This is a genomic window from Flavobacterium noncentrifugens, from assembly GCF_900100375.1.
Classification (GTDB): domain Bacteria; phylum Bacteroidota; class Bacteroidia; order Flavobacteriales; family Flavobacteriaceae; genus Flavobacterium; species Flavobacterium noncentrifugens.
The window spans coordinates 861,423-882,558 of the sequence record NZ_FNEZ01000001.1 but is presented as its reverse complement, the minus strand read 5'-3'; the positions used below and the strand labels follow the sequence as shown (position 1 = coordinate 882,558).

The window sequence follows — 21,136 nt, the reverse complement described above, 5'->3', positions numbered from 1 at the left end:
AAAATATATTGATCGTCGTCATTCTTTCTGACTTTCGACTTTCGACTTTTGACTGCATTATGAAAGGAGCACTATTAGTCAACCTCGGCTCACCAAAAAGCCCCGACGCCAAAGACGTCAAACCCTATCTCGATGAATTTTTAATGGACAAATACGTGATAGACGTACCGTTTTTACTGCGTGCATTTCTCGTTCGCGGCATCATTCTTAGAAAACGCCCGGAAAAATCGGCAGAAGCGTATAAAAAAATCTGGTGGGACGAAGGTTCGCCATTAATTGTGCTTTCGAAAAGAATGTTTGCCAAAGTAAATCAACAAGTCGATATTCCAATGGCGCTTGCGATGCGTTACGGCCAGCCGAGTATTTTATCGGGCTTGCAGGAATTGCATGATAAAGGCGTAACCGAAGTATTGTTGTTTCCTTTGTATCCACAACATGCAATGGCTTCGACCGTGACAATTGAAGTTTTGGCCGAAGAACTTCGCAAAAAACATTTTCCGCAAATGAAATTTACGAACGTTCCGGCATTTTACAACCGCCCGGATTACATTCGCGAATTGGCAAATTCCATCAAAAAAAGTCTTGAATTTTTCGAATACGACCATTTGCTATTCTCTTATCATGGCATTCCGGAACGCCACATCCGCAAAACAGATGTCACGAAATCGCATTGCAAAATCGACGGCAGCTGTTGCAACACGCCTTCCCCGGCGCATGAATTTTGCTACCGCCACCAATGTTATGAAACCACGCGACAAGTTGTAGAACTGCTCGAAATTCCGGAAGGAAAATACAGTCAAACCTTTCAATCGCGACTCGCCGGAGACAAATGGCTCGAGCCGTATACTGACATCGAGATCAACAAAATGCCCGAAAAAGGCATCAAAAAATTAGCAGTGGTCACACCCGCTTTCGTTGCCGATTGCCTTGAAACTTTAGAGGAAATCGCGATGGAAGCCAACCATCAGTTTAAATTGAACGGCGGCGAAGAATTCCTTGCAATTCCGTGCCTCAATGATGGCGACGATTGGTGTAAAACCGTTGCAGGCTGGATCAATCAATGGGCAACTGCCGAAATTCCAGTCTAAATGAATACCGCCCCGGAAGAAGAATTTGGAACGAAAGACATCAGAAAACTGCTGATCAAACAGGCCGTTCCTGCTGCTGTGGGCATTTTATTCATGACGGTCAATATCTTGATTGATGCCATTTTTGTTGGCCGATGGATCGGATCTTTAGCGATTGCAGCGTTGACCGTAATTACCCCGGTGGTTTTCATCATTACTTCAATCGGATTGGCGATTGGCATTGGCGGAAGCTCGGTCATTTCCCGTGCTTTGGGGAAAAACGACCGCGAAACAGCATTATCGGCATTTGCACATCAGATCACGATGGTTTTTGTGCTTTCAATGGTCATCATGCTTGCAGGATTTTTCTTTAGCGATCAGATGCTGGCACTTTTTGGCGCAAAAGGAAATATTATTGAACCTGCAAGATTGTTTTTGCTTCCAATATTGGCTTCCGCGCCATTTATGGGTTTCATTATTATGGGAAGCAGCGTGATGCGTGCCGAGGACAAATCCAAATTTGCGATGGTTGCAATCATTATTGCCGCTGTCGCGAATATTGCACTCGACATTTTACTGATTAAAGTTTTTGATCTCGGAATTCCAGGAGCTGCATTTGCAACAGCTGCTTCTTACTTTATTTCTTTCCTTTATATATTGTGGTTTTTTCGATTTAAAAGCAGCATGAAATTGCAATGGAAACATTTCAAATTAAAGCCAAAATTATTGTCGGAAATTTCAGGTTTGAGCCTGACGACCTTTTCCAGGCAAAGCGTTATCAGCATCTTATCGATTTTACTGAATCACGTTTTGTATGCGCACGGCGGCGAACATTCGGTGACGATTTACGGAATTATCAGCCGTTTGTTAATGTTTGCCTTGTTTCCCGTTTCCGGAATTGCCGAAGGTTTTTTACCGATCGCCGGATTCAATTATGGCGCGAAGAAAATGGAACGCGTGCGCGAATCGATCAAAATTTCGATCAAATATGCCGCAATCATTGCCATTGTGATTTACAGTATTATCCTGGTTTTTGCGCATCAGATCGTAACGGTTTTCACCGATGATGCAACGATAATCCGCGACACGCCGAATGCTTTGCGCTGGGTTTTTGCCGCTTCGCCTGTGATTGCAGTGCAATTAATCGGATCGGCTTATTTCCAGGCAGCCGGACAAGCATTGAAAGCGTTGCTGCTGACGTTGACCAAACAGGGTTTTTTCCTGATTCCGCTAATTCTCATTTTACCGCATTATTTTGGTATTTTTGGCGTATGGGTTTCGTTCCCGATCGCCGATATTTTAGCGACTTCGGTCACCGGATCTTTCTTGCTGAAGGAAATGAATACCAAACTTAAATCCTCGTAATGGAAATGTATAATTATCTTAAATCATTGCACCTCATCTTTGTCATTACCTGGTTTGCCGGGCTTTTTTACATCGTCCGGTTGTTTGTGTACCAAATTGAAGCCAACGAAAAACCATCACCTGAAAAGGAAATTCTGCAAAAGCAATACAAAATTATGACGTATCGTTTGTGGTACATTATTACGTGGCCATCGGCAATTTTGGCTAGTTTTTTTGCGTTTTGGATGTTGTTTTTCACCGATTTAGGACATGTGTGGTTGCAAATGCCGTGGATGCACGTGAAATTATCGTTTGTGTTTTTGTTGTATCTATACCATTTAAAATGCCACCAGATTTATTTGTCGTTGCAGAAAGACGAAGTAAAATATACGTCGAATTTTATGCGTTTGTGGAATGAAGGTGCAACAATTATTTTATTTGCCGTTGTTTTTTTAGTCGTATTGAAAAATGCCGTGAACTGGATTTATGGTGTTATCGGAATCTTTTTATTTTCGATTTTAATCATGCTCGGATTTAAATTTTATAAGAAAATCCGTTCCAAAAACAATTCTTAATCATGCCGAAAAGATTCAGGATGTCGATGCTTTCCCTTCGGATCAGGATTTTCCTGTCGATGATCGTATTGGTTCTGATTGCTTCAATTTTGATGGCTTCGATTTCGATTATCCAATTTAAGAACGAAGCCAAAGATTACCATCAGGAACGTTTGGAACGCAAGGAAAGCGCGATCAAGGAACACATTAATTATGTGCTTGCAAATACAACTTATCCGCTGACGACAAACAATCTGGATTTGATTTTCAAGGATCGAATCCACGAACTCGCACAAATCCACAACATGGAAATCAATATTTACGGTTTGGATGGAAAGCTGCTGAAATCTTCGAAAGCGTCGTTTTCTATCGATAGCATCGCACCGCCGATTCCAAAATACATCCTCAAACTCGTACAGTCTTCAATCGAAAAACGCTACGTTGACATCAAAAACATCAACGGACTAAAAAATCGTTCTTCTTACAGCCTGATCAAAGACGAAAAATTCAAGCCGCTCGGAATCCTGAATTTGCCTTATGTGGAAGACGACGGATTTTATGAAAAAGAACTGCAAAATTTCCTGATCAGATTGGGGCAAGTATATTCGTTCATGCTTGTGATTGCATTCGCTTTGGCGTACTTTTTATCGACTTACATTACACAATCTTTAAAAACCATTTCCGATAAATTAAGCGAAACCAGCCTGAACCAAAAGAACGAAAAGATTTTCCTTCGGGCGAACAGCAAAGAAATCAATTTGCTGATCAAAGCGTATAATGGCATGGTTGATAAACTTGAGAAAAGTGCTGTAAAACTGGCGCAAAGCGAACGTGAAGAAGCCTGGCGGGAAATGGCAAAACAAGTCGCGCACGAAATCAAAAACCCGCTGACTCCGATGCGATTGACCGTGCAGAGTTTCGAGCGAAAATTTGACGCGAACGATCCCGATCTGAAGCAAAAATTAAAAGATTATTCCGAAACTTTGATCCAGCAAATCGATACGATGAGTTCGGTCGCTTCGGCATTTTCAAACTTTGCTTCAATGCCGGCACAGCAAAATGAAACTTTAAATGTCGTGGAAGTAGTCGAATTGGCATTGGATATTTTCAACGAAGACGATGTGCTTTTCGAAAGTGAAGAAAGCGAAATTATCTCTAAGATGGACCGGACACAACTGATCCGCATTATTACAAACCTGGTCAAAAATGCGATTCAGGCGATTCCCGAAGGCCAGCAGCAAAAACTAGTTTCAGTCAGTGTAAAACGCGTTGAAAATGATGTTCAGATTGCCGTTCGTGACAATGGAACCGGCATTGAGCTACCTAATATTGACCGGATTTTCGAACCCAAATTCACCACAAAAAACAGCGGTATGGGACTCGGACTCGGAATTATCAAAAACATCATCGAAAATTATAAAGGAACAATTACATTTGAATCTGAATATGGAAAAGGAACGACATTTACGGTTTCGCTTCCGATCATTAACTCGTAAAAACAACAAAATGGCATTTGAAAATATCTTAACTGCAAGGGAAAACGGCATCACAACGATTACAATAAACCGCCCGACAAAACTCAACGCACTCAATAAAGAAACGATCCAGGAACTGCACCAGGCTTTTGAAACTGCCGGAAACGACCCCGAAACCAAAGTCATCGTAATCACAGGAAGCGGCGAAAAAGCATTCGTTGCCGGAGCCGATATTTCAGAATTTGCTAATTTTTCTGTCGAAGAAGGCGCGCAATTGGCCGCGCACGGACAAGAAATTTTATTCGATTTTGTACAGAATCTGAGAAAACCCGTAATTGCTGCAGTGAATGGATTTGCACTCGGCGGCGGATTAGAATTGGCAATGGCATGTCACATTCGCGTCGCTTCCGACAATGCAAAAATGGGCTTGCCAGAAGTTTCTCTCGGAGTCATTCCGGGTTATGGCGGTACACAACGTTTGCCGCAACTCGTTGGAAAAGGCAAAGCGATGGAGATGATCATGACCGCCGGAATGGTTGCTGCTGAAGAAGCCAAACAATATGGCTTAGTGAATCATGTCGTTGCCCAAACTGAATTGTTGGATTTCTGCTACGGCATCGCACAAAAAATCAGGAGAAATTCCCCTGTTGCCATCAGCCAGGCGATCAAGGCCGTAAATGCGAATTATGAAGACGGCGTAAACGGTTATACCACAGAGATCAAAGCATTCGGAAAATGTTTCGGCACCGAAGATTTTAAAGAAGGAACGACTGCGTTTTTAGAAAAAAGAAAAGCGGCTTTTTCTGGAAATTAATTCAAACAAAAGAGAACAAGGAAGTTCTCTTTTTTATTTTTCACCATTCCATTCGGCATAAAATTGGTCGAGGAAATCTTCCATATACTGATGTCTTTCGAGTGCGATTTGCTTTCCGGTTTGGGTATTCATCAGATCTTTTAAAAGCAACAATTTTTCGTAGAAATGGTTGATCGTTGGCGCAACCTGGCTTTTGTATTCTTCTTTGGACATGTTAAGGTTCACGGTTGTTTCAGGATCGTATAAAGCCCTATTTTTAAATCCGCCATAATTGAAAGCCCGTGCAATCCCGATGGCTCCTAGTGCATCGAGACGATCTGCATCCTGAACAATATCGAGTTCTTTTGAAGAGAATTCCTTTTCGAAGTTTCCGCCTTTGTAGGAAATGTTTTCGATGATATTAATGACGTGCTGAATAGTTTCTTCATCAGCATTCTGGGTTTCAAGAAATTCCCGCGCGACTTTCGGGCCAATGGTTTCGTCGCCATTGTGAAATTTACTATCCGCGATATCGTGCAGCAATGCACCGAGTTGCACGATTTCCAGATTACAGTCCTCGCTTTTGGCAATGTTTTCGGAGTTTTTGAGCACGCGCTCAATATGAAACCAATCGTGTCCGCCTTCGGCATGTTGCAGTTGCTGTTTTACAAAAGCGATCGTATTCTGAATTAAATTGGGATTTTTCATTTGTTGGAATTAAAAAATCCTTCCGGTGAAGAAAGGATTTGGTTGTATTGAATTTCAAAATATTTGCTTAAAGCCGAAAATCTATTTTAGTGTAATTTTGCAGGTTCGACCCATTTAAAAATATATTCTTCAGCAGGAACGATCATTCTTTCAGAAACCCTGGCCATTCTTGCTGGAAGTTTCATTAAATAATCACGCGCTTTCTCTGCTTCGTCGGTTAGGTTTGTAATCTTGGCAATTTCCCAACGGTCGATGAGTTTTTGCATGATATCGACATAATCATTGGCTGTATACACGCCAATTCGTTGCGCCGAATTTGAAAATTCCTCAAACGCCGAACTGATTTTTTCTCCCGATTCACGCAAGAATCCGGCAGGCATAATGATCTTGTTTTTCATCATATAATTGAACGCCAACATCATTTCACTTGGATCGACTTTGAAAATCTGGTTCACAAATTCGCTGTATGCATTGTGGTGGCGCATTTCGTCTCCTGCGATCATCTTGCACATTTTAGACAATTTCTTGTCGCCGTAGCTTTTTGCCAATTGGGAAACACGGTTGTGTGAGACGTAAGTCGCGAGTTCCTGAAACGACGTGTATACGAAGTTTTTGTAGGGATCGCGGCCGGTTCCGATGTCAAATCCGTCGGAAATCAAATGCTGCGTCGTCATTTCGATCTCGCGCATGTTCACGCGTCCTGACAAGTATAGGTATTTATTGAGTACATCGCCGTGGCGGTTTTCCTCACCCGTCCATTGACGCACCCATTTTGACCACGAATTTCTTTCTACGTTATCGACGCCTTCGACGTCCATGAGCCAGGATTCGTAAGTTGGTAACGCTTCTTCAGTAATCGTATCGCCAACCATTGCAACCCAAAAGTCATAAGGAAGGTCTTTGGCCAATTCACGCAATTCGCGTACTTCCTCAAAAAAAGTATCGCTTTCGGAATCTGGTAAAAAGTCAGAAGGCTGCCATATTTTCTCCACCGGAATCAGATATTGATCTACGAATCCGTCGATCTTATCTTCCAGGAACTGCATCACTTCCAGACGTATGTTTTTTATAGACATTTTTAATTATTTATATTTTTACTCCGCTAACTACGGCTTTTTCAGTCAGTTGCATTAATTCTTCAAACGGATAATCTTTCACAGCCATCGCTTTATGCACGGTAAAGGTAAGGCGATTTCCCAAACCAAAAGGGAAAAAACCGTATTTAACAAATTTCCAAGAGTTGTTGATTGATATGGGCACAACAACCGCCGAAGGTGCATATTTACAGAGAATTTTTAATCCGCTTTGCGCAAATTCTTTCGGAACTCCGGTTTTGCTTCGCGTGCCTTCGGGAAAAATTACTGCCGAACGATGGTGCTTTTCGATGTATTCGGCAAGGCTTTTAATCACGGGAATCGCCTGTTTTGGATCTTTCCTGTCGATTACAACAGAACCGCCGTGTCGTAAATTGTAGGATACACTCGGGATTCCGGAGGCAAGCTCTTTTTTGCTGACAAATTTGGGATGGAACTTCCTGAAAAACCAGATGATTCCAATGATGTCATATAAACTTTGGTGGTTTGCAACAAAGATGATCGGAACGCCTTTCGGAATCAAATCGCGGTTTTCAACTTTATAAGTCGTGCCCAATAAATGCCCGATTCTGAGCAAACACACATTCAGGTAATCGACACTTTTTTTATGCGCCTGATAGCCAAAAACATTCAGGCAAATCCATTGAATTGGATGAAAAATAACCAGCACCAGCAAAAAAAGCAGCATTGCAAGGGCAGATATCGGATATGATATTATTTTTTCCATACTTTTTTGAAAAGATTTCGGGCAAAAATAAGAAATAAATTCCGCTTTTTTAACACCTATTTGCAGATCAGATTGGTAAATAACAATCATTTTTAACAATTCGTGAGGAAAAGCCATACTTCATTTTTTGCAATGGCTTTTAAGTTTGGTAAATAATTTTTGGTTAAAATAAAAGGCGCAGATGAACATTAAATTTATGATACCGATTTTGTTGTTGTTATCGAATGTTACTCGCGGCCAAAAGGATAAACAACCCGATGTCACATTTACTTTCGATACAGACTTTTTTGACGCCGCAAACCATTGGGTTGTTCTATCTGAAAAAACCAAAGACAGCTTGTCTTTGGGATACATTTACCTTGACGAATACAAAGGGTTTTCTTTTGTACTGGAAAATAATTTTAAGGTTGATAAAAACGGGAAATTCCAATTCGGAAAACAACGTTCGGGTTATATCATCAAACGCGCATTAAACGACGATACCGGAAAAGTATTCGTTTTAAAAAAGGACAACATCAAAACATTGGATTTGCCTGAAAAGCCGGAATGGCTAAAAGTTTACGATATGCAGCAAGCCCCGGAAACATTTATCCGAAAAGGTTCTTTTTACAATCGCGTTGGCTGCAGCCAATTTGCTATTGCGCTTTTTGAGGAAGCATCACTGCTTAAACCACATGCCGAGAATCTGGATTTTGAACTCGCTGTTGCATATAACGCCACGCAACAATATCAAAAAACAATTTCTTTAATGAACGCTGCAATTGCATACAATCCACGAAATTTTATGCTGTATCGCGAACTCGGATTCGCACTAATCCAAATGGGAAAAGTTCCTGATGCAGAGCAAATTTATATTGCCGGGTTGAACTATTGCAAAAACAGTGATGAGAAATTCGAGATGTGTCTTGACATGGTTCAGACTTTTTTTGAAAGAAGTGACAAAACCAAGTTTCAAAAATGGTTTCTAAAATCCAAAAAATACCTTATAGAAAATTCAAAACACCTGAAATCTCTGGAGAAATTTGAAGGAAAAACAGATCCGTAAAATTGTTCAAAAACAGGCAGGCTAAATAAAATCGGCACCTTGTAACTTCGGAAAAAAGAAGTATTTTTACGCAAAATAAGTGCAATATATAATGAAGGAAAAGATGAGTTCAGAAAAAGAAGCAAAATTAAAAGCATTACAATTAACCCTCGATAAATTAGATAAAACCTACGGAAAAGGCACCGTCATGAAGATGGGCGACAAAGCCATTGTAGAAGTCGAAACGATTTCTTCAGGTTCATTGGGCATCGATTTGGCACTTGGCGTAAACGGTTATCCAAGAGGCAGAATCATAGAAATTTACGGACCGGAATCTTCTGGTAAAACCACGCTGACTTTGCACGCTATTGCGGAAGCGCAAAAAGCCGGAGGAATCGCAGCTTTCATTGATGCCGAACATGCATTCGACAGAAGTTATGCCGAAAAACTTGGCGTAGATGTCGAAAACCTCATCATTTCACAACCGGATAACGGAGAACAGGCGCTAGAAATTGCCGAAAACCTGATCCGTTCCGGAGCGATTGATATTGTAGTAATTGACTCAGTTGCAGCCTTGACTCCAAAGAGTGAGATCGAAGGCGAAATGGGAGATTCTAAAATGGGGCTTCACGCCAGATTGATGTCACAGGCACTCAGAAAATTAACAGGAACAATCAGTAAAACCAATTGTACCGTATTTTTCATCAACCAATTGCGGGAGAAAATCGGTGTTATGTTTGGAAATCCAGAGACTACAACAGGAGGAAATGCATTGAAATTTTATGCATCAATTCGTTTAGACATCCGCCGTTCTTCACAAATTAAAGACGGTGATAATGTGATCGGAAACAGAACCAAAGTAAAAGTCGTTAAAAATAAAGTGGCGCCGCCATTCAAAACTGCCGAATTCGACATCATGTACGGAGAAGGTGTTTCAAAAACAGGAGAAATACTGGATCTTGCAGTCGAATTTGAAATCGTAAAAAAATCGGGTTCATGGTTCAGCTACGGCGAAACCAAATTGGGACAAGGACGCGATGCCGTAAAAACGCTCATCAAAGACAACCCTGAAATGGCTGATGAACTTGAAGTAAAGATCAAGCAAAGAATTAAAGAAAATAATGCATAATATCAAAACCCGGAAATTTATCCGGGTTTTTTTATTTTTACACGCAACCTTTTCAGCAAACGTCATCTTGGCTGTACTGAACAACAAACTACAGAATGAAAAAATTACTGCTTTTCTTATTCTTCCTTTTTACCCTTTCCGCCTGTTCTACAGACGATTCGCAAGCAGATGTACCTGTTCACTATGAATTGCTCCCGATTCAATATTGCCAGTTGCCGCGCAGTTTTACTTCAGGTGCGACCTACGAATTTGAAATGTTCTACAAAATGCCCACGACCTGCCATACTTACATTGGGATTTTACTTGATGGCGAAGACAGCACTAAAAAAATTGCAATACAAACACGTGTTGCTGAAAGGAATGACTGCCAGCCGGTGACTTACACAACGGTTTCCGGGCCTGGGCCAGACCTGGCTTCGGCAAAATTCAATTTCATTGCCGGGGAAACTGGAACAATTTACACTTTTAAAATGTGGACGGGAAAAAATGAAAGCGGAGAAGATACTTATTACGATTATGTTGTGCCTGTGAGATAAAAATTTAATCGATTAACCCAAAACCCAATTGAGTTTAGAGGAACTTATATTAGAGTGCCAAAAAAATAATATTAAAGCGCAGGAGCAACTGTTTAGGTTATTATCACCTAAGCTTTTTGCTGTGTGCCTTAAATATTCACGCAATTATGAAGAAGCACAGGACAACCTTCAGGATGGTTTTATGCTGATTTATGAAAAAATCGGGCAGTTTGCTTTTAAAGGTTCGTTTGAAGGCTGGGCCAAAAGATTAATGATCAATAATGCACTCCAATGTTACCGCAAACAAAACTTTTTTAAGCTCGTTAACGAAGATATAGCAGATGAAGAAACGGTTGATATCGAAGAGAATTCCATTTCACTGGATTACTTACTCGAAATCATCCAGCAATTGCCCGACCGTTACCGGCTTGTGTTTAACCTTTATGTCATCGATAATTATGCACACAAGGAAATCGCCGAAATGCTCGGCATAAACATTGGCACCTCAAAATCAAATCTGTCAAGGGCAAAAGTGATTTTGAAAGAAAAAATTGAAACCTTAAATTCCACTAAATTGCATCTGAAAAATGAGTGAGAAAAAAAACATAGACAAACTCTTTCAGGAAAAATTCAAAGATTTTGAAGTAAATCCGCCTGAATTTACCTGGCCGGAACTCAAGGCCAAACTGGAGAAGAAAAAGAAAAGAAGAATCATTCCGTTTTGGTGGCAGCTTTCAGGGGTTGCTGCTGCATTTTTGATCGGTTTTTTTGTGATACGGGATTTTCAGTCGGCAAAAACCGATGTTCCAAATGCGGTTGTCGTTGACCAACCAAATGATGCTTCTCAAAATCCGGCGATTTTAAATCCGAAACGAACCGATTCTGAAAGTGTAGCTGCCGCATCTAAAGATTCGGTGACCAATGCAAATCCGGTAAAAATTTCAAATCCTGAAAACCACAAAAACGAGGTTGCAAATTCTGAAAAAAAATTGGAAAACGCTGAAGCGGAAAAAGGAAAACCATCCAGTTCCGTTTCCATCCGAAACCGTAAAAATGCAGTTGCAAATGCTTCTGAAAATTTAAATCCGAATGATGAAAAGCTTGAAAGTTCCAATGGAAAATTAAAAAATCCGGCACTGTCGAATCAGAAAAAATCCAGAAAATCCAATTCATACGAAAACTCAAATTCGGCTGTTGCCCATTTGGAAATGGATAAAACTAAAAAAACTCCTTCCGAAAAAAGAAATGGCAAATCAAGCCTCAAAAATCCTCAAAGCGCCATTACTGAATCCGGATCCGATCCAAATCTGACATCAAACTCCCGAAAAAGAAATCGCAAATCAGACCTGAAAAGTCTGCAAACCGCAATCGCTGAATCCGGATCTGACTCAAATCTGAAATCAAACTCCCGAAAATCAAAAGACAATCAAACCCTGAAAAATCAAAATTCAGAAATCACTTTGGTCAGAAACGAAATCACCAGAAATTTGAATACAAACCAGGCTTTGGCCAATGAAAATAATGCGGGCTCAAAATCCTCAGAAACCAATGGATTTTCTGATCTGCCAACCAATGCAAAACAAAATGCTGTTGCTGCAACCGAAGAAACCCCAATCAAAAAAACAGATTCTACGGCCATTGCTGTTGTGCCTAATGCGCTGGAAGAATTGTTAAAAGAAAAAGAAAAGAAACAACTTGTTACCCAGCCAGAACCGAAACTAAACAGGTGGCAAATTACCTCAACCGTTGCGCCTGTTTATTTGGGTTCAACGTCCAAAGGTTCGCCGATCGATTCGAGTTTTGCAGGCAATTCTAAAAATTATGGAACCAATTTAAGCTTTGGCCTTGGCGTAAATTATGCCGTGACGAAAAAACTCAAAATCCGAACCGGGGTCAATAAAGTTTCATTAAGTTACCGTACGAATGATGTGTTCATCAATGCCGGGCTTCAGGCAAAATCACTTCCGAATGTGACGGTTCGAAATGAAAATCAATACCTCAACCTGAGCAACAGCGCTTCAAAAACGAACAAAACGGAATTTATGACGGATACTTTCGAGAGCTATCTAAACCAGAAAATGGGATACATTGAAGTTCCTGTCGAACTTTCATACGCGGTTTTGGACAAAAAATTCGGGATCGATATCATAGGCGGATTAAGCACTTTATTCCTCAATGAAAATGAAATCCAGGTAGTTTCTTCAGGTTATACGACGAATTTCGGGGAAGCGAATAACCTGAACAAGACACATTTCAGCACCAATATCGGATTGGGTTTAAGATACCGTTTTTTCAAGGCTTTTGAAGCCAATTTCAATCCGATGTTTAAATATCAAATGGACACTTTTAGTAAAGATAATGGCAATTTCAAACCTTATTATTTTGGATTGTACACCGGCTTAAGCTTCAAATTTTAGTTAGGTTACTGTTACGAATGTAACGGGAAAGGGCGCTTTGGTTAGGCGCTCTTTTTTTTGCTTTGGAAAACCAGAAGTTGGTTGTAAATGATTTCTTTGACTTTTTCCTTTACTTCCCTGATGTCTTTTTTGTTTTCAATTGTTTTGCCTTTAGTTTCGACAAATGAATGGATTTTAACGCGCATGATTCCGGGGCTTCCGCTCATAAACGTATACGAAAAACGGGCTTTGTTATCTGCAAAAGTGATGGGAATAATCGGGATCTCATGCTCGATCGCCAGTCTGAATGCGCCGTCTTTAAATTCGTCGAGCAAAACCGATTCGTCATCGGGAACGCCGCCTTCGGGAAAAATACAAATGCTGAGTCCTTGATTTAATCTTTTTTGGGCGCGGTTGAACACTTCCATTCGGCTTTTTGAGCTTTTGCGATCGACTAAAATACAAGTGCGTTTGTAGAAAAATCCAAACAGCGGGATTTTAGACAATTCTTTTTTTCCGACAAATACAAACGGGTTTCTGGTCACGGCAAGCATCAGCATAATGTCGGCCATTGAAGTGTGATTGGCCACAAACATATAACTTTTATGAGGCTCGATTTCCTGTTCGCGCTCGACTTTGTAATAAAATCCCATTCCGAAAAGAATCACTTTCGCCCAAATCCTGGCCATTATAAAAAAGTAAGGATACCATTTCTCCTTGAGGATCGAAACAACTAAAAACGGCAACATGATCAGGATCGGAGCGCCCAGTAAAACATAGAACCAGATTCTCCAGAGCACCCAAAAAATCATTTTTAGTGTTTTCATACTGCCAAAAATACGGAATCGTGTGTAATTTTTGACAAAAGAATTAACTTTGCGCTTCAACATTAACATCGAAGCCAAGCCGTTTCGAAATTTATCACCAATGGCAAAAATACTTACAGGCATCCAAAGCACCGGAACGCCGCATTTGGGAAACCTTCTGGGCGCAATTATTCCGGCAATTGAATTATCGCAAAATCCTGAGAACGAAACGTTTCTTTTTATCGCCGATTTACATTCTGTGACACAGATCAAAGAAGGAAAAACGTTGCGGGAAAATACGTTAAGCACCGCTGCAACCTGGCTCGCCTGTGGTTTGGATATCAATAAAGTGATTTTTTACAGACAATCCGATGTGACACAAACGGCAGAATTGTCTTGGTATTTGAGTTGCTTTTTTCCGTTTCAACGGTTAACATTGGCGCATTCATTTAAAGACAAATCCGATCGCTTATCAGATGTCAATGCCGGATTGTTTACGTATCCGATGCTGATGGCCGCCGATATTTTATTGTATGATGCCGATTTTGTTCCCGTTGGAAAAGACCAATTGCAGCATATTGAAATTACACGCGATGTTGCCGCAAGGTTTAACAATCAAATGGGCGACACTTTTGTACTGCCGGAATCTTATTTGCAGGAAGACACCAAATATGTTCCCGGAACCAATGGCGGAAAAATGAGCAAATCGGCAAACAATACGATTATTATTTTCCTCGACGACAAAGCGTTGCGTAAACAAGTGATGTCGATTGAAACCGATAGCACGCCGCTTGAAGAGCCAAAAAACACCCAAACCTGCAAGATTTTCGCAATCTATAAATTGTTGGCCAATGAAAATCAGCTTGCCGACATGACCGAAAAATACAAAAATGTCAACCGTGATTTCGGATGGGGACATGCCAAACAAGCGTTGTTTGAACTGATCCTCGAAAGATTTAAAACCGAAAGGGAAACATACAATTACTACATGAACAATCCTGAAGAAGTCGAAAAAGCGTTGCAGCTTGGCGCTGAAAAAGCACGAATTGTCGCCAATGGTGTACTTTCAAGAGTTCGTGAGAAATTGGGGTTTGCATTTTAAATTCCAATAAATAAAATGAAAAGCCTGTCCCAACCGACAGGCTTTTTTTATTAAATCGCTTCAAATAATTTTCCAGGCAACGGACGAATGACTCCTTTAAGTTCCATATCCAAAAGCGTCGACGAGATTTTATAAATCGGGAAATCACATTCCAATGCAATAATGTCAAGCAATTGCTTTCCGGTTTTTTGAAGGTAATCGTAGATTTTTTGTTCGTTATTATTTAATGAAATGAACAATTGTTTTTGTATCGGTTTTGCTTTCGTTTCGAAATTCCAGTTTAAAATGTAAACCACATCGGCAGCGCTGGTAAGCAAATTTGCCTTCTGCGTTTTGATCAGGTTGTTGCAGCCCTGGCTGAATTTATCTGTTATTCTTCCCGGAACAGCAAACACATCGCGGTTGTAATCATTCGCCATATTTGCCGTAATTAAAGATCCGCCTTTATCGGCAGATTCAATAACGATCGTAGCTTCGGAAATCCCAGCGACAATGCGGTTTCGCTTGACGAAATTTTCTTTTTCAGGATTCGATGAACTCCAGAATTCGGTCATAAAACCACCATTTTCTTCTATTTTGGAAACGTATCTTTTGTGAATTTTCGGATAGATCTGGTTCAGTCCATGAGCGACAATTCCGATGGTTTGCAAATTGTGTTCGAGTGCGGCCTGATGCGCGACGATGTCTACGCCATAAGCAAATCCGCTCACGATGATGGGATCAAGTGGTGCAAGTTCTGCGATCAGGTTTTTGCAGAATTCGGTTCCGTGTGATGTAATCTGCCGCGTTCCGACTATGCTGATGATGCGTTTTTTGTTCAGGTTGATGTTGCCCGACGCAAATAGTAAAACCGGCCCATCAATGCAATGCTTCAACCTTTCGGGATATTTTTCATCGCCAAAATACGTCCAGTTGATGTTGTTTTTTTCGATAAATCGAAGTTCTGCTTCCGCTTTTTCAAAGACCAATTTATCTTTGAGATTCCGCAAAACCATCGACCCAATCCCGTCGATCATTTTGAGCTGGGCAGCTTTTGTCTGGAATACATTTTCGGCAGTTCCGCAGTGCGAAATGAGTTTTTTGGCGACAATATCGCCCACGCCTTCCACTTTTTGCAAGGCTAATAAATAAAATAATTCTTCGTGGCGCATAGTAAGTGTTTGAAGGTGAAATGTATAAAATTTCGTTGGAATTGTTAATAAAAATTGTGAATAAAATTTTGATAACTTAACCCATTGCATAACTTTGTTTCCATGAAGATCGAACAATCCATTTCCCAGCTTTTATACAGACACCAGTGTGTAACTGTTCCAGGTTTCGGCGCCTTTTTGACCGAAATCCAGTCGGCGCACCTGCATGAAAACACGCATTCGTTTTATCCGCCGAAGAAGCTCATTTCATTTAATCCGCATCTGAAAAACAACGACGGCTTGTTGGCAAACCATATTGCCACAACTGAAAAAACGACTTATGAAAGCGCAGTCGCTTCGATTGAAAGCGAAGTCGTGATCTGGAAAAGCATTCTTGAAGTCAACCAAAGATTTACATTGAAAAATGTAGGCGAATTGTCACTGAATTCCGAAAAAAACCTGGTGTTTACGCCTTCTGAAAACATCAATTATTTAAAAGAATCCTTCGGATTGAACTCCTTTGTTTCCCCTGCCGTAAAACGCGAAGCATACAAACAGGAAATTGAAATCCTTGAAGAAAAAGCACCGATCATATTTACTCCGGAAAAGCGCGAACGCCGCCGTCCATCGTATTTAAAATATGCTGCGATCTTTATTTTGGCAATGAGTGCTACCGGCGCAATTGGCTATAAATTATACGACGACCATATTGAGGAACAAACGCTGATCGTAGAAACTGCAGTCCAGAAACAAGTCCAGAATAAAATCCAGGAAGCGACTTTCTTTATCGAAAACCCAATGCCATCAGTCACATTGACCGTTAAGGAAGAAAAACTCAATTACCATGTGGTTGCCGGCGTTTTCAGAAATGAGGAAAATGCAGAGAAAGCATACAAAGATCTATTAAATTCCGGATTCAAAGCACGCAGAATTGCGCCGGACAGACGCGGAAGTTTCCCGGTTGTTTATGGAAGCTACGCGACGCGCGAAGAAGCCGAGCAGGCAAAATCTGACATCCGGAAATCTACCGCATCAGATGCATGGATTCTCGTTAAAGCATTGTAACATTCGTCAACAAATACAAAAGGTTGCACTAAAACAGAAATTTTTCTGGATTGTGGAGCCTTTTTTTATGCGCTGTAATTACCTTTGCAAAAAAAACAATGCACCCGAAACATCCATCCGAATCTTTAACGATATTGACCGACCTGGTTTTGCCGAGTGAAACCAATCCATTGAACAATCTTTTTGGAGGCGAACTTTTAGCCCGGATGGACCGCGCGGCGAGCATTGCAGCACGACGCCATTCAAGAAGAATTACCGTTACCGCTTCTGTAAACCATGTCGCTTTTAACCGCGCGATTGCGCTTGGGAGCGTGGTTACGGTCGAAGCCAAAGTGTCGCGAAGTTTCAACAGCTCTATGGAAATTTTCCTCGATGTGTGGATTGAAGATCGCGAATCTGGAGTTCGTACCAAAGCAAACGAAGCGATCTATACTTTTGTAGCTGTAGACGAACAAGGCCGGCCTGTAACCGTACCTGAAATCATTCCCGAAACAGAACTTGAGAAAGAGCGTTTTGATGCCGCATTGCGAAGAAAACAACTCAGTTTGGTTTTGGCTGGCAAGATGAAACCTCATGAAGCTACGGAATTGCGGGCATTATTTCTATAAAAAGTTTTCTTTTCAGCAACGAATTATAACAACACCTATTCGCATAATTCGTGGCCAAAAACAAGTCCAAAATATTTTTGTATAATAAAAAGGAGAACTGATTTGGTTCTCCTTCTTGTTTATTACATATTCGAAAGCCAGCTCGCCGGATTGTTATAAGTCGTATTCTGGGAAATGGTAAATTTTAAGACCGTTTTTCCGGTGTCGCCATTGGTCCTGATCTTTCCGATCGTTTCCTTGATCGACACTTTATCGCCTTTGCTGACACTGACGCTGCTGAGATTCTGATATACAGTAAAATAATCTCCATGTTGGATCATAACCGCTTTATTTACTGGTGAAAGCACCATGACTTTGATCACTTCACCTCCGAAAACAGCTCTGGCATTGGCGCCTTCTTCAGTCGTGATCTCGATCCCGCTGTTGTGAACGATCAGTGATTTGTAAACCGGATGCGCCTGATCGCCATAACCCAATGATACAAATCCTTTTTCAACCGGCCATGGCAATCTGCCTTTATTGGCGCGGAAATTATCGGCAACTACTTTACCTTCAGAAGTCAGAACGATTTTTGTAGCGGTTTCCGTTTCGCGTGTTTTAGCGGCTGTTGTTGTTTTTGGATTGGCCTTTACGGCAGCAGCAGCAGCTTTTTTATTCGCTGCAGCAATCGCTTCACGGATCAAACGGTCGATTTGCTGGTCGATCTGGCGGGTTTGCTGTTGTTTTTTCTTGATTTCAGCAGCGATCTGGGTTTTGCTTTTCTTGATCGATTTTGCGATTTCCTGCTGTTCCTGCTTTTCTTTTTGAAGCGTTAAGCGTTCTTTTTCGTTTTCGGCGATCAGTTTTTGCTTTTCGGTTTTCTGAACGCCAATTTTTTCATTGTAATTTTCGAGTTCGCTTGATTTCGACTTGATTTCCTCGCCCTGCATCTTCCGGTAGCTCGCATATTGCTTCATGTACTGCGCGCGTTTGTAGGCCTGAAGAAAATTTTCGGAAGACAATAAAAACATCGCACGGCTTTGCTCTGAGCGGCTTTTGTATGATTTTAAGATCATCTCGGCATAATCTTCTTTCAAAATCACAAGTTCTTTTTTCAATCTATTGATGTTGACTTGATTGATGTACATGTCGTTGCTGAGCAGTTTTGCCTGCTTTTCAGTCGTGCTGATCAGGTTTTCTTTGAGTTTTATTTTCTCAGTCTGCACTTCAAGCTGTGTGGCGACCGATTTTTCTTTCGTGCGCATTTCCTGAAGCAAATTTTCCTTTTCGCTGATTTCCTTTAGGATTTGTGCTTTCTTTTTTTCCAGTTTTTCCTGCGTTTGCTGTCCAGACATGATTGCGGTCATGCAGATAAAGATCAGGCTGAAGATGTATTTTGGCATATTAAAAAATATTTGTGCAAATCTACTTAATAAAAATCCGTTCGTAACCATCGGGAACGCTATATGGAAAAGAAACTGCTTCTTCGAATGAAACCGAGTTGTAATCGATATCAATACTCGTCTTTCCTTTAGGTTGCTGCGCGTCAATTTCAATTCCCGACGGCCAGGCACCTTGCGCATATTGGTTGTAATTCGGGTAAAAAACCTGAAGCATCCGTTGTTGCGCCGCTTGTGAAATCTGTTCTTTTTTCAATAGGAATTTTTCCGATTCAAAGAAATATTCTTTAGCTGTTTTTCCGTCTGAACTGCCTAATTTATACAATTGGTCTTCAATCGAATTTGTATAATTTCCTTTTCTGAGATCATCCAATGATTCGCCAATCAGCAAATTCTGCACTTTCTGAAAATCGAGATCGGTGCCAAGCCATTGGCTTAAAGCCGCATAATCGCCTTCGAAATACGTACCGTTTATTTTTTCATAATATTTAACCGCTGTTGGCGTGATCAACGCTTTTGCCATCGTGATTCCGAGAAAACGAATGCTAACGAGAATCGCTTCGTCTTTCTTAATCCGGATTTCAGCGCTCACATTCTGCGTTTGCTTTTCGTCTTTGTATTTCGCGCTGGCTTTGATATAGGCTGTAGAAAATTCCTTTTTATTGGCGTAATGACTGTTGATGATTTTCTCTGCCTCGACCGATTTTGCAGCACTTCCTTCAGCAACTGCGGTTTTTGTAGTTTTGCATGAAGCAATCATCAGCAACATGATTATCCCTAAATATTTTTTCATTTTTTAGTCTTGTTTAAAAGCCTCTCTGCTTTTTGAAAATAGCTTTCTTTTTTCTTCGCATCGCCCAATCCGCTGTAAGCTTCCCCGAGTTGGATATTAAAATTGATTTCGAGCGCAACGTCATTCACCAAATAATCAAGTCCCATTTCGAGCAAATCTTTTGCTTTTTTGAAATTTTTGAGTTGGTTATTTGCCAATCCGCCAAAATAATAAAATTGCGGCTGCAACGGAAACAACTCGATAGCAGCTTCTGCTTTTTTAGCTAAAACGTCAAATTCCTGCTTTTCTGTATAATCGTTGAATAGTAACAACATGGCCTCGACATCATCCGAATTGCTTTTCAAATGCATTTCATAATAACGGATCGCTTTGTCCCAGATTTTCTTCTCATCGTAAAACTTCGCGATTTCCTTTGCGACTTTCACATCTTTATCATTGTCGAAATATGCAATAGCTTTGTCCAGATCCGGATCGAATTGCGGTGTGTCTTTGATGAAAATCAGGAATTCATTCAACATTCTGTGCTTGATCTTTGGATCTATTTTTTTGCTGGCCAATGCGACATTCATCGCTTTTACGGCTTTTTCCCCGTCGTTGTTGTTCAGGTGAAATTTAAAAAGGCTGACTTGCGCCCAATCGGAAGTTGGGATTTCCTTTTCGAGTTTTTTCGCCACTTCCATCGCTTTTTCTTCCTGATTGCTTTCAGAATACAGGTAAATCAAAGCAATATAATTGGCCTCGTCTTTCGGATTTTTGTCGATTTGAGCAATAAGATTGTCTTTTTCCGAACGTTGATATTTTGACTGTTTCAGGATTTGATTTTTGTAACTGTCACGCAAATCAGATTTTCCGACATTGTCATTGAGCTTATTGATCAGTTCCAATGCTTTGTCAAATTGCTGCGTGTTCATATACAGCGACACCAGATCTTCTTCGTATTCTTTCTTGAATTCGACCAGTTTGTTTACGATAATAATTGCCTGCGGCCAATCGCGGGTTTCATAACAAACATCATACATCCCCACCCAAAACCATTTGTTTTTCGGATCGATTTTAGTCGCTTGTTCGAACGAATCGTAAGCGCGTTTGTAGTCTCTTTGCGCCAGGTAATTTTTCCCAAGCTCAAAGAAAACCGTTGCATTGTTCGGTTCGAGTTTCTGGCATTTTTCCAAAGCGGTAATCGCCTTGTCATAATTTTCGATGCCTTTTTGCTTTAGCGATTCATAAAAAGCATCCTGAAAAGCATCGTTGTTGAGCGCAATGTCATCTGGCTCCTTTTGTGCCGATAGCGAAATGGGAACGCATAGCATCCCGATTAAAACCGCCAAAATGATTTTCTTTTTCATCGCTACTTTTTTACAAATACGTTTTTTGAACCATTAAGAAATGAAGTGCCATTAAGGCGGATGCTTCATGTTTCTTAATCC

Annotated in this window: 21 protein-coding genes; 13 read left to right on the top strand and 8 right to left on the bottom strand. The window is 40.7% G+C overall.

Translation table 11 applies throughout. The annotated features are described in order from the left end of the window. The first annotated feature begins 59 nt into the window (after window positions 1-59). Genes hemH through BLS32_RS03875 form a run of 5 tightly spaced genes read left to right on the top strand, consistent with a single transcriptional unit; the run spans window position 60 to window position 5,254 of the window. On the top strand, window positions 60-1,088 hold the full coding sequence (gene hemH, locus BLS32_RS03895; protein WP_091392044.1) for a ferrochelatase: 1,029 nt from the start codon (window positions 60-62) through the stop codon (window positions 1,086-1,088). Continuing rightward, a complete protein-coding gene (locus tag BLS32_RS03890) occupies window positions 1,089-2,432 on the top strand; it encodes an MATE family efflux transporter (protein ID WP_091392042.1) in 1,344 nt (447 codons plus the stop codon). It abuts the gene before it with no gap. Then, window positions 2,432-2,986, top strand: a complete 555-nt coding sequence (locus BLS32_RS03885; RefSeq protein WP_091392041.1) for a CopD family protein — start codon at window positions 2,432-2,434, stop codon at window positions 2,984-2,986. Before BLS32_RS03890 ends, BLS32_RS03885 begins: the two co-directional genes overlap by 1 nt. Window positions 2,987-2,988: 2 nt before the next feature. Further along, window positions 2,989-4,461, top strand: coding sequence for an ATP-binding protein (locus tag BLS32_RS03880; protein ID WP_371860010.1), 1,473 nt, complete (start codon window positions 2,989-2,991; stop codon window positions 4,459-4,461). Window positions 4,462-4,471: 10 nt separating this feature from the next. Beyond that, window positions 4,472-5,254 carry an enoyl-CoA hydratase/isomerase family protein gene (locus BLS32_RS03875; protein ID WP_091392039.1) on the top strand — a complete coding sequence of 261 codons (783 nt, stop codon included), beginning with the start codon at window positions 4,472-4,474 and terminating at the stop codon, window positions 5,252-5,254. A 33-nt stretch (window positions 5,255-5,287) separates the two neighbouring features. Here the strand turns inward: BLS32_RS03875 and BLS32_RS03870 are convergent, their stop codons facing one another. From BLS32_RS03870 to BLS32_RS03860, 3 genes are all read right to left on the bottom strand, one after another. Next, a complete protein-coding gene (locus tag BLS32_RS03870; RefSeq protein ID WP_091392037.1) occupies window positions 5,288-5,941 on the bottom strand; it encodes an HD domain-containing protein in 654 nt (217 codons plus the stop codon). Between the two features lie 86 nt (window positions 5,942-6,027). Then, entirely contained in the window at window positions 6,028-7,017 is a 990-nt protein-coding gene (locus BLS32_RS03865; protein ID WP_091392035.1) for an acyl-ACP desaturase, read from the bottom strand. 10 nt (window positions 7,018-7,027) lie between these two features. Then, entirely contained in the window at window positions 7,028-7,762 is a 735-nt protein-coding gene (locus tag BLS32_RS03860) for a lysophospholipid acyltransferase family protein (protein WP_091392424.1), read from the bottom strand. 181 nt (window positions 7,763-7,943) lie between these two features. On the opposite strand from BLS32_RS03860, the gene BLS32_RS03855 reads away from it, so the two are divergent. The 5 genes from BLS32_RS03855 (at window position 7,944) to BLS32_RS03835 (ending at window position 12,847) form a co-directional block, all read left to right on the top strand. Next, window positions 7,944-8,807, top strand: a complete 864-nt coding sequence (locus BLS32_RS03855; protein ID WP_091392033.1) for a tetratricopeptide repeat protein — start codon at window positions 7,944-7,946, stop codon at window positions 8,805-8,807. Window positions 8,808-8,910: 103 nt separating this feature from the next. After that, window positions 8,911-9,915, top strand: coding sequence for a recombinase RecA (recA, locus tag BLS32_RS03850; RefSeq protein ID WP_091392422.1), 1,005 nt, complete (start codon window positions 8,911-8,913; stop codon window positions 9,913-9,915). Window positions 9,916-10,010: 95 nt separating this feature from the next. Further along, window positions 10,011-10,451 (top strand): lipoprotein, encoded by a 441-nt coding sequence (locus BLS32_RS03845; RefSeq protein WP_091392031.1) that lies wholly within the window; start codon window positions 10,011-10,013, stop codon window positions 10,449-10,451. Between the two features lie 28 nt (window positions 10,452-10,479). Then, window positions 10,480-11,025, top strand: coding sequence for an RNA polymerase sigma factor (locus BLS32_RS03840; protein ID WP_091392029.1), 546 nt, complete (start codon window positions 10,480-10,482; stop codon window positions 11,023-11,025). Then, complete coding sequence (locus tag BLS32_RS03835; protein ID WP_091392027.1) at window positions 11,018-12,847, top strand: porin family protein; 1,830 nt, start codon at window positions 11,018-11,020, stop codon at window positions 12,845-12,847. Before BLS32_RS03840 ends, BLS32_RS03835 begins: the two co-directional genes overlap by 8 nt. Before the next feature lie 41 nt (window positions 12,848-12,888). On the opposite strand, the gene BLS32_RS03830 is transcribed toward BLS32_RS03835, so the two are convergent. Continuing rightward, window positions 12,889-13,653, bottom strand: a complete 765-nt coding sequence (locus tag BLS32_RS03830) for a lysophospholipid acyltransferase family protein (protein WP_091392026.1) — start codon at window positions 13,651-13,653, stop codon at window positions 12,889-12,891. Window positions 13,654-13,753: 100 nt separating this feature from the next. Here BLS32_RS03830 and trpS point away from each other — a divergent pair, with 100 nt between their 5' ends. Next, complete coding sequence (gene trpS / locus BLS32_RS03825; protein ID WP_091392420.1) at window positions 13,754-14,734, top strand: tryptophan--tRNA ligase; 981 nt, start codon at window positions 13,754-13,756, stop codon at window positions 14,732-14,734. Between the two features lie 50 nt (window positions 14,735-14,784). Here the strand turns inward: trpS and dprA are convergent, their stop codons facing one another. Next, a complete protein-coding gene (dprA, locus tag BLS32_RS03820) occupies window positions 14,785-15,885 on the bottom strand; it encodes a DNA-processing protein DprA (RefSeq protein WP_091392419.1) in 1,101 nt (366 codons plus the stop codon). A gap of 102 nt (window positions 15,886-15,987) precedes the next feature. Here dprA and BLS32_RS03815 point away from each other — a divergent pair, with 102 nt between their 5' ends. Beyond that, window positions 15,988-16,929 carry an HU domain-containing protein gene (locus BLS32_RS03815; RefSeq protein ID WP_091392024.1) on the top strand — a complete coding sequence of 314 codons (942 nt, stop codon included), beginning with the start codon at window positions 15,988-15,990 and terminating at the stop codon, window positions 16,927-16,929. 98 nt (window positions 16,930-17,027) lie between these two features. Further along, window positions 17,028-17,537: an acyl-CoA thioesterase gene (locus tag BLS32_RS03810; RefSeq protein WP_091392022.1), complete on the top strand. Its 510-nt coding sequence runs from the start codon at window positions 17,028-17,030 to the stop codon at window positions 17,535-17,537. 122 nt (window positions 17,538-17,659) lie between these two features. On the opposite strand, the gene BLS32_RS03805 is transcribed toward BLS32_RS03810, so the two are convergent. The 3 genes from BLS32_RS03805 to BLS32_RS03795 are packed head-to-tail and all read right to left on the bottom strand — an operon-like array spanning window position 17,660 to window position 21,055. Continuing rightward, window positions 17,660-18,919, bottom strand: a complete 1,260-nt coding sequence (locus BLS32_RS03805; protein ID WP_091392020.1) for a murein hydrolase activator EnvC family protein — start codon at window positions 18,917-18,919, stop codon at window positions 17,660-17,662. A gap of 22 nt (window positions 18,920-18,941) precedes the next feature. After that, the gene (locus tag BLS32_RS03800) at window positions 18,942-19,709 is read right to left on the bottom strand and encodes a lipoprotein insertase outer membrane protein LolB1 (RefSeq protein ID WP_091392018.1); all 768 of its coding nucleotides are present in this window, start codon (window positions 19,707-19,709) and stop codon (window positions 18,942-18,944) included. Beyond that, a complete protein-coding gene (locus BLS32_RS03795) occupies window positions 19,706-21,055 on the bottom strand; it encodes a tetratricopeptide repeat protein (protein ID WP_091392017.1) in 1,350 nt (449 codons plus the stop codon). The genes BLS32_RS03800 and BLS32_RS03795 overlap by 4 nt, the downstream gene beginning before the upstream one ends. Window positions 21,056-21,136: the final 81 nt, after the last annotated feature.

What these genes read in the sequence shown, in the direction of transcription:
- recA (WP_091392422.1), top strand. Translation starts at nt 8,911, where the DNA reads ATGAGTTCAGAAAAAGAAGCAAAATTAAAAGCATTACAATTAACCCTC.
- BLS32_RS03870 (WP_091392037.1), bottom strand. Translation starts at nt 5,941, where the DNA reads ATGAAAAATCCCAATTTAATTCAGAATACGATCGCTTTTGTAAAACAG.
- BLS32_RS03890 (WP_091392042.1), top strand. Translation starts at nt 1,089, where the DNA reads ATGAATACCGCCCCGGAAGAAGAATTTGGAACGAAAGACATCAGAAAA.
- BLS32_RS03855 (WP_091392033.1), top strand. Translation starts at nt 7,944, where the DNA reads ATGAACATTAAATTTATGATACCGATTTTGTTGTTGTTATCGAATGTT.
- dprA (WP_091392419.1), bottom strand. Translation starts at nt 15,885, where the DNA reads ATGCGCCACGAAGAATTATTTTATTTATTAGCCTTGCAAAAAGTGGAA.
- BLS32_RS03845 (WP_091392031.1), top strand. Translation starts at nt 10,011, where the DNA reads ATGAAAAAATTACTGCTTTTCTTATTCTTCCTTTTTACCCTTTCCGCC.
- BLS32_RS03810 (WP_091392022.1), top strand. Translation starts at nt 17,028, where the DNA reads ATGCACCCGAAACATCCATCCGAATCTTTAACGATATTGACCGACCTG.
- BLS32_RS03800 (WP_091392018.1), bottom strand. Translation starts at nt 19,709, where the DNA reads ATGAAAAAATATTTAGGGATAATCATGTTGCTGATGATTGCTTCATGC.
- BLS32_RS03860 (WP_091392424.1), bottom strand. Translation starts at nt 7,762, where the DNA reads ATGGAAAAAATAATATCATATCCGATATCTGCCCTTGCAATGCTGCTT.
- BLS32_RS03815 (WP_091392024.1), top strand. Translation starts at nt 15,988, where the DNA reads ATGAAGATCGAACAATCCATTTCCCAGCTTTTATACAGACACCAGTGT.
- hemH (WP_091392044.1), top strand. Translation starts at nt 60, where the DNA reads ATGAAAGGAGCACTATTAGTCAACCTCGGCTCACCAAAAAGCCCCGAC.
- BLS32_RS03835 (WP_091392027.1), top strand. Translation starts at nt 11,018, where the DNA reads ATGAGTGAGAAAAAAAACATAGACAAACTCTTTCAGGAAAAATTCAAA.
- trpS (WP_091392420.1), top strand. Translation starts at nt 13,754, where the DNA reads ATGGCAAAAATACTTACAGGCATCCAAAGCACCGGAACGCCGCATTTG.
- BLS32_RS03875 (WP_091392039.1), top strand. Translation starts at nt 4,472, where the DNA reads ATGGCATTTGAAAATATCTTAACTGCAAGGGAAAACGGCATCACAACG.
- BLS32_RS03865 (WP_091392035.1), bottom strand. Translation starts at nt 7,017, where the DNA reads ATGTCTATAAAAAACATACGTCTGGAAGTGATGCAGTTCCTGGAAGAT.
- BLS32_RS03805 (WP_091392020.1), bottom strand. Translation starts at nt 18,919, where the DNA reads ATGCCAAAATACATCTTCAGCCTGATCTTTATCTGCATGACCGCAATC.
- BLS32_RS03885 (WP_091392041.1), top strand. Translation starts at nt 2,432, where the DNA reads ATGGAAATGTATAATTATCTTAAATCATTGCACCTCATCTTTGTCATT.
- BLS32_RS03830 (WP_091392026.1), bottom strand. Translation starts at nt 13,653, where the DNA reads ATGAAAACACTAAAAATGATTTTTTGGGTGCTCTGGAGAATCTGGTTC.
- BLS32_RS03880 (WP_371860010.1), top strand. Translation starts at nt 2,989, where the DNA reads ATGCCGAAAAGATTCAGGATGTCGATGCTTTCCCTTCGGATCAGGATT.
- BLS32_RS03795 (WP_091392017.1), bottom strand. Translation starts at nt 21,055, where the DNA reads ATGAAAAAGAAAATCATTTTGGCGGTTTTAATCGGGATGCTATGCGTT.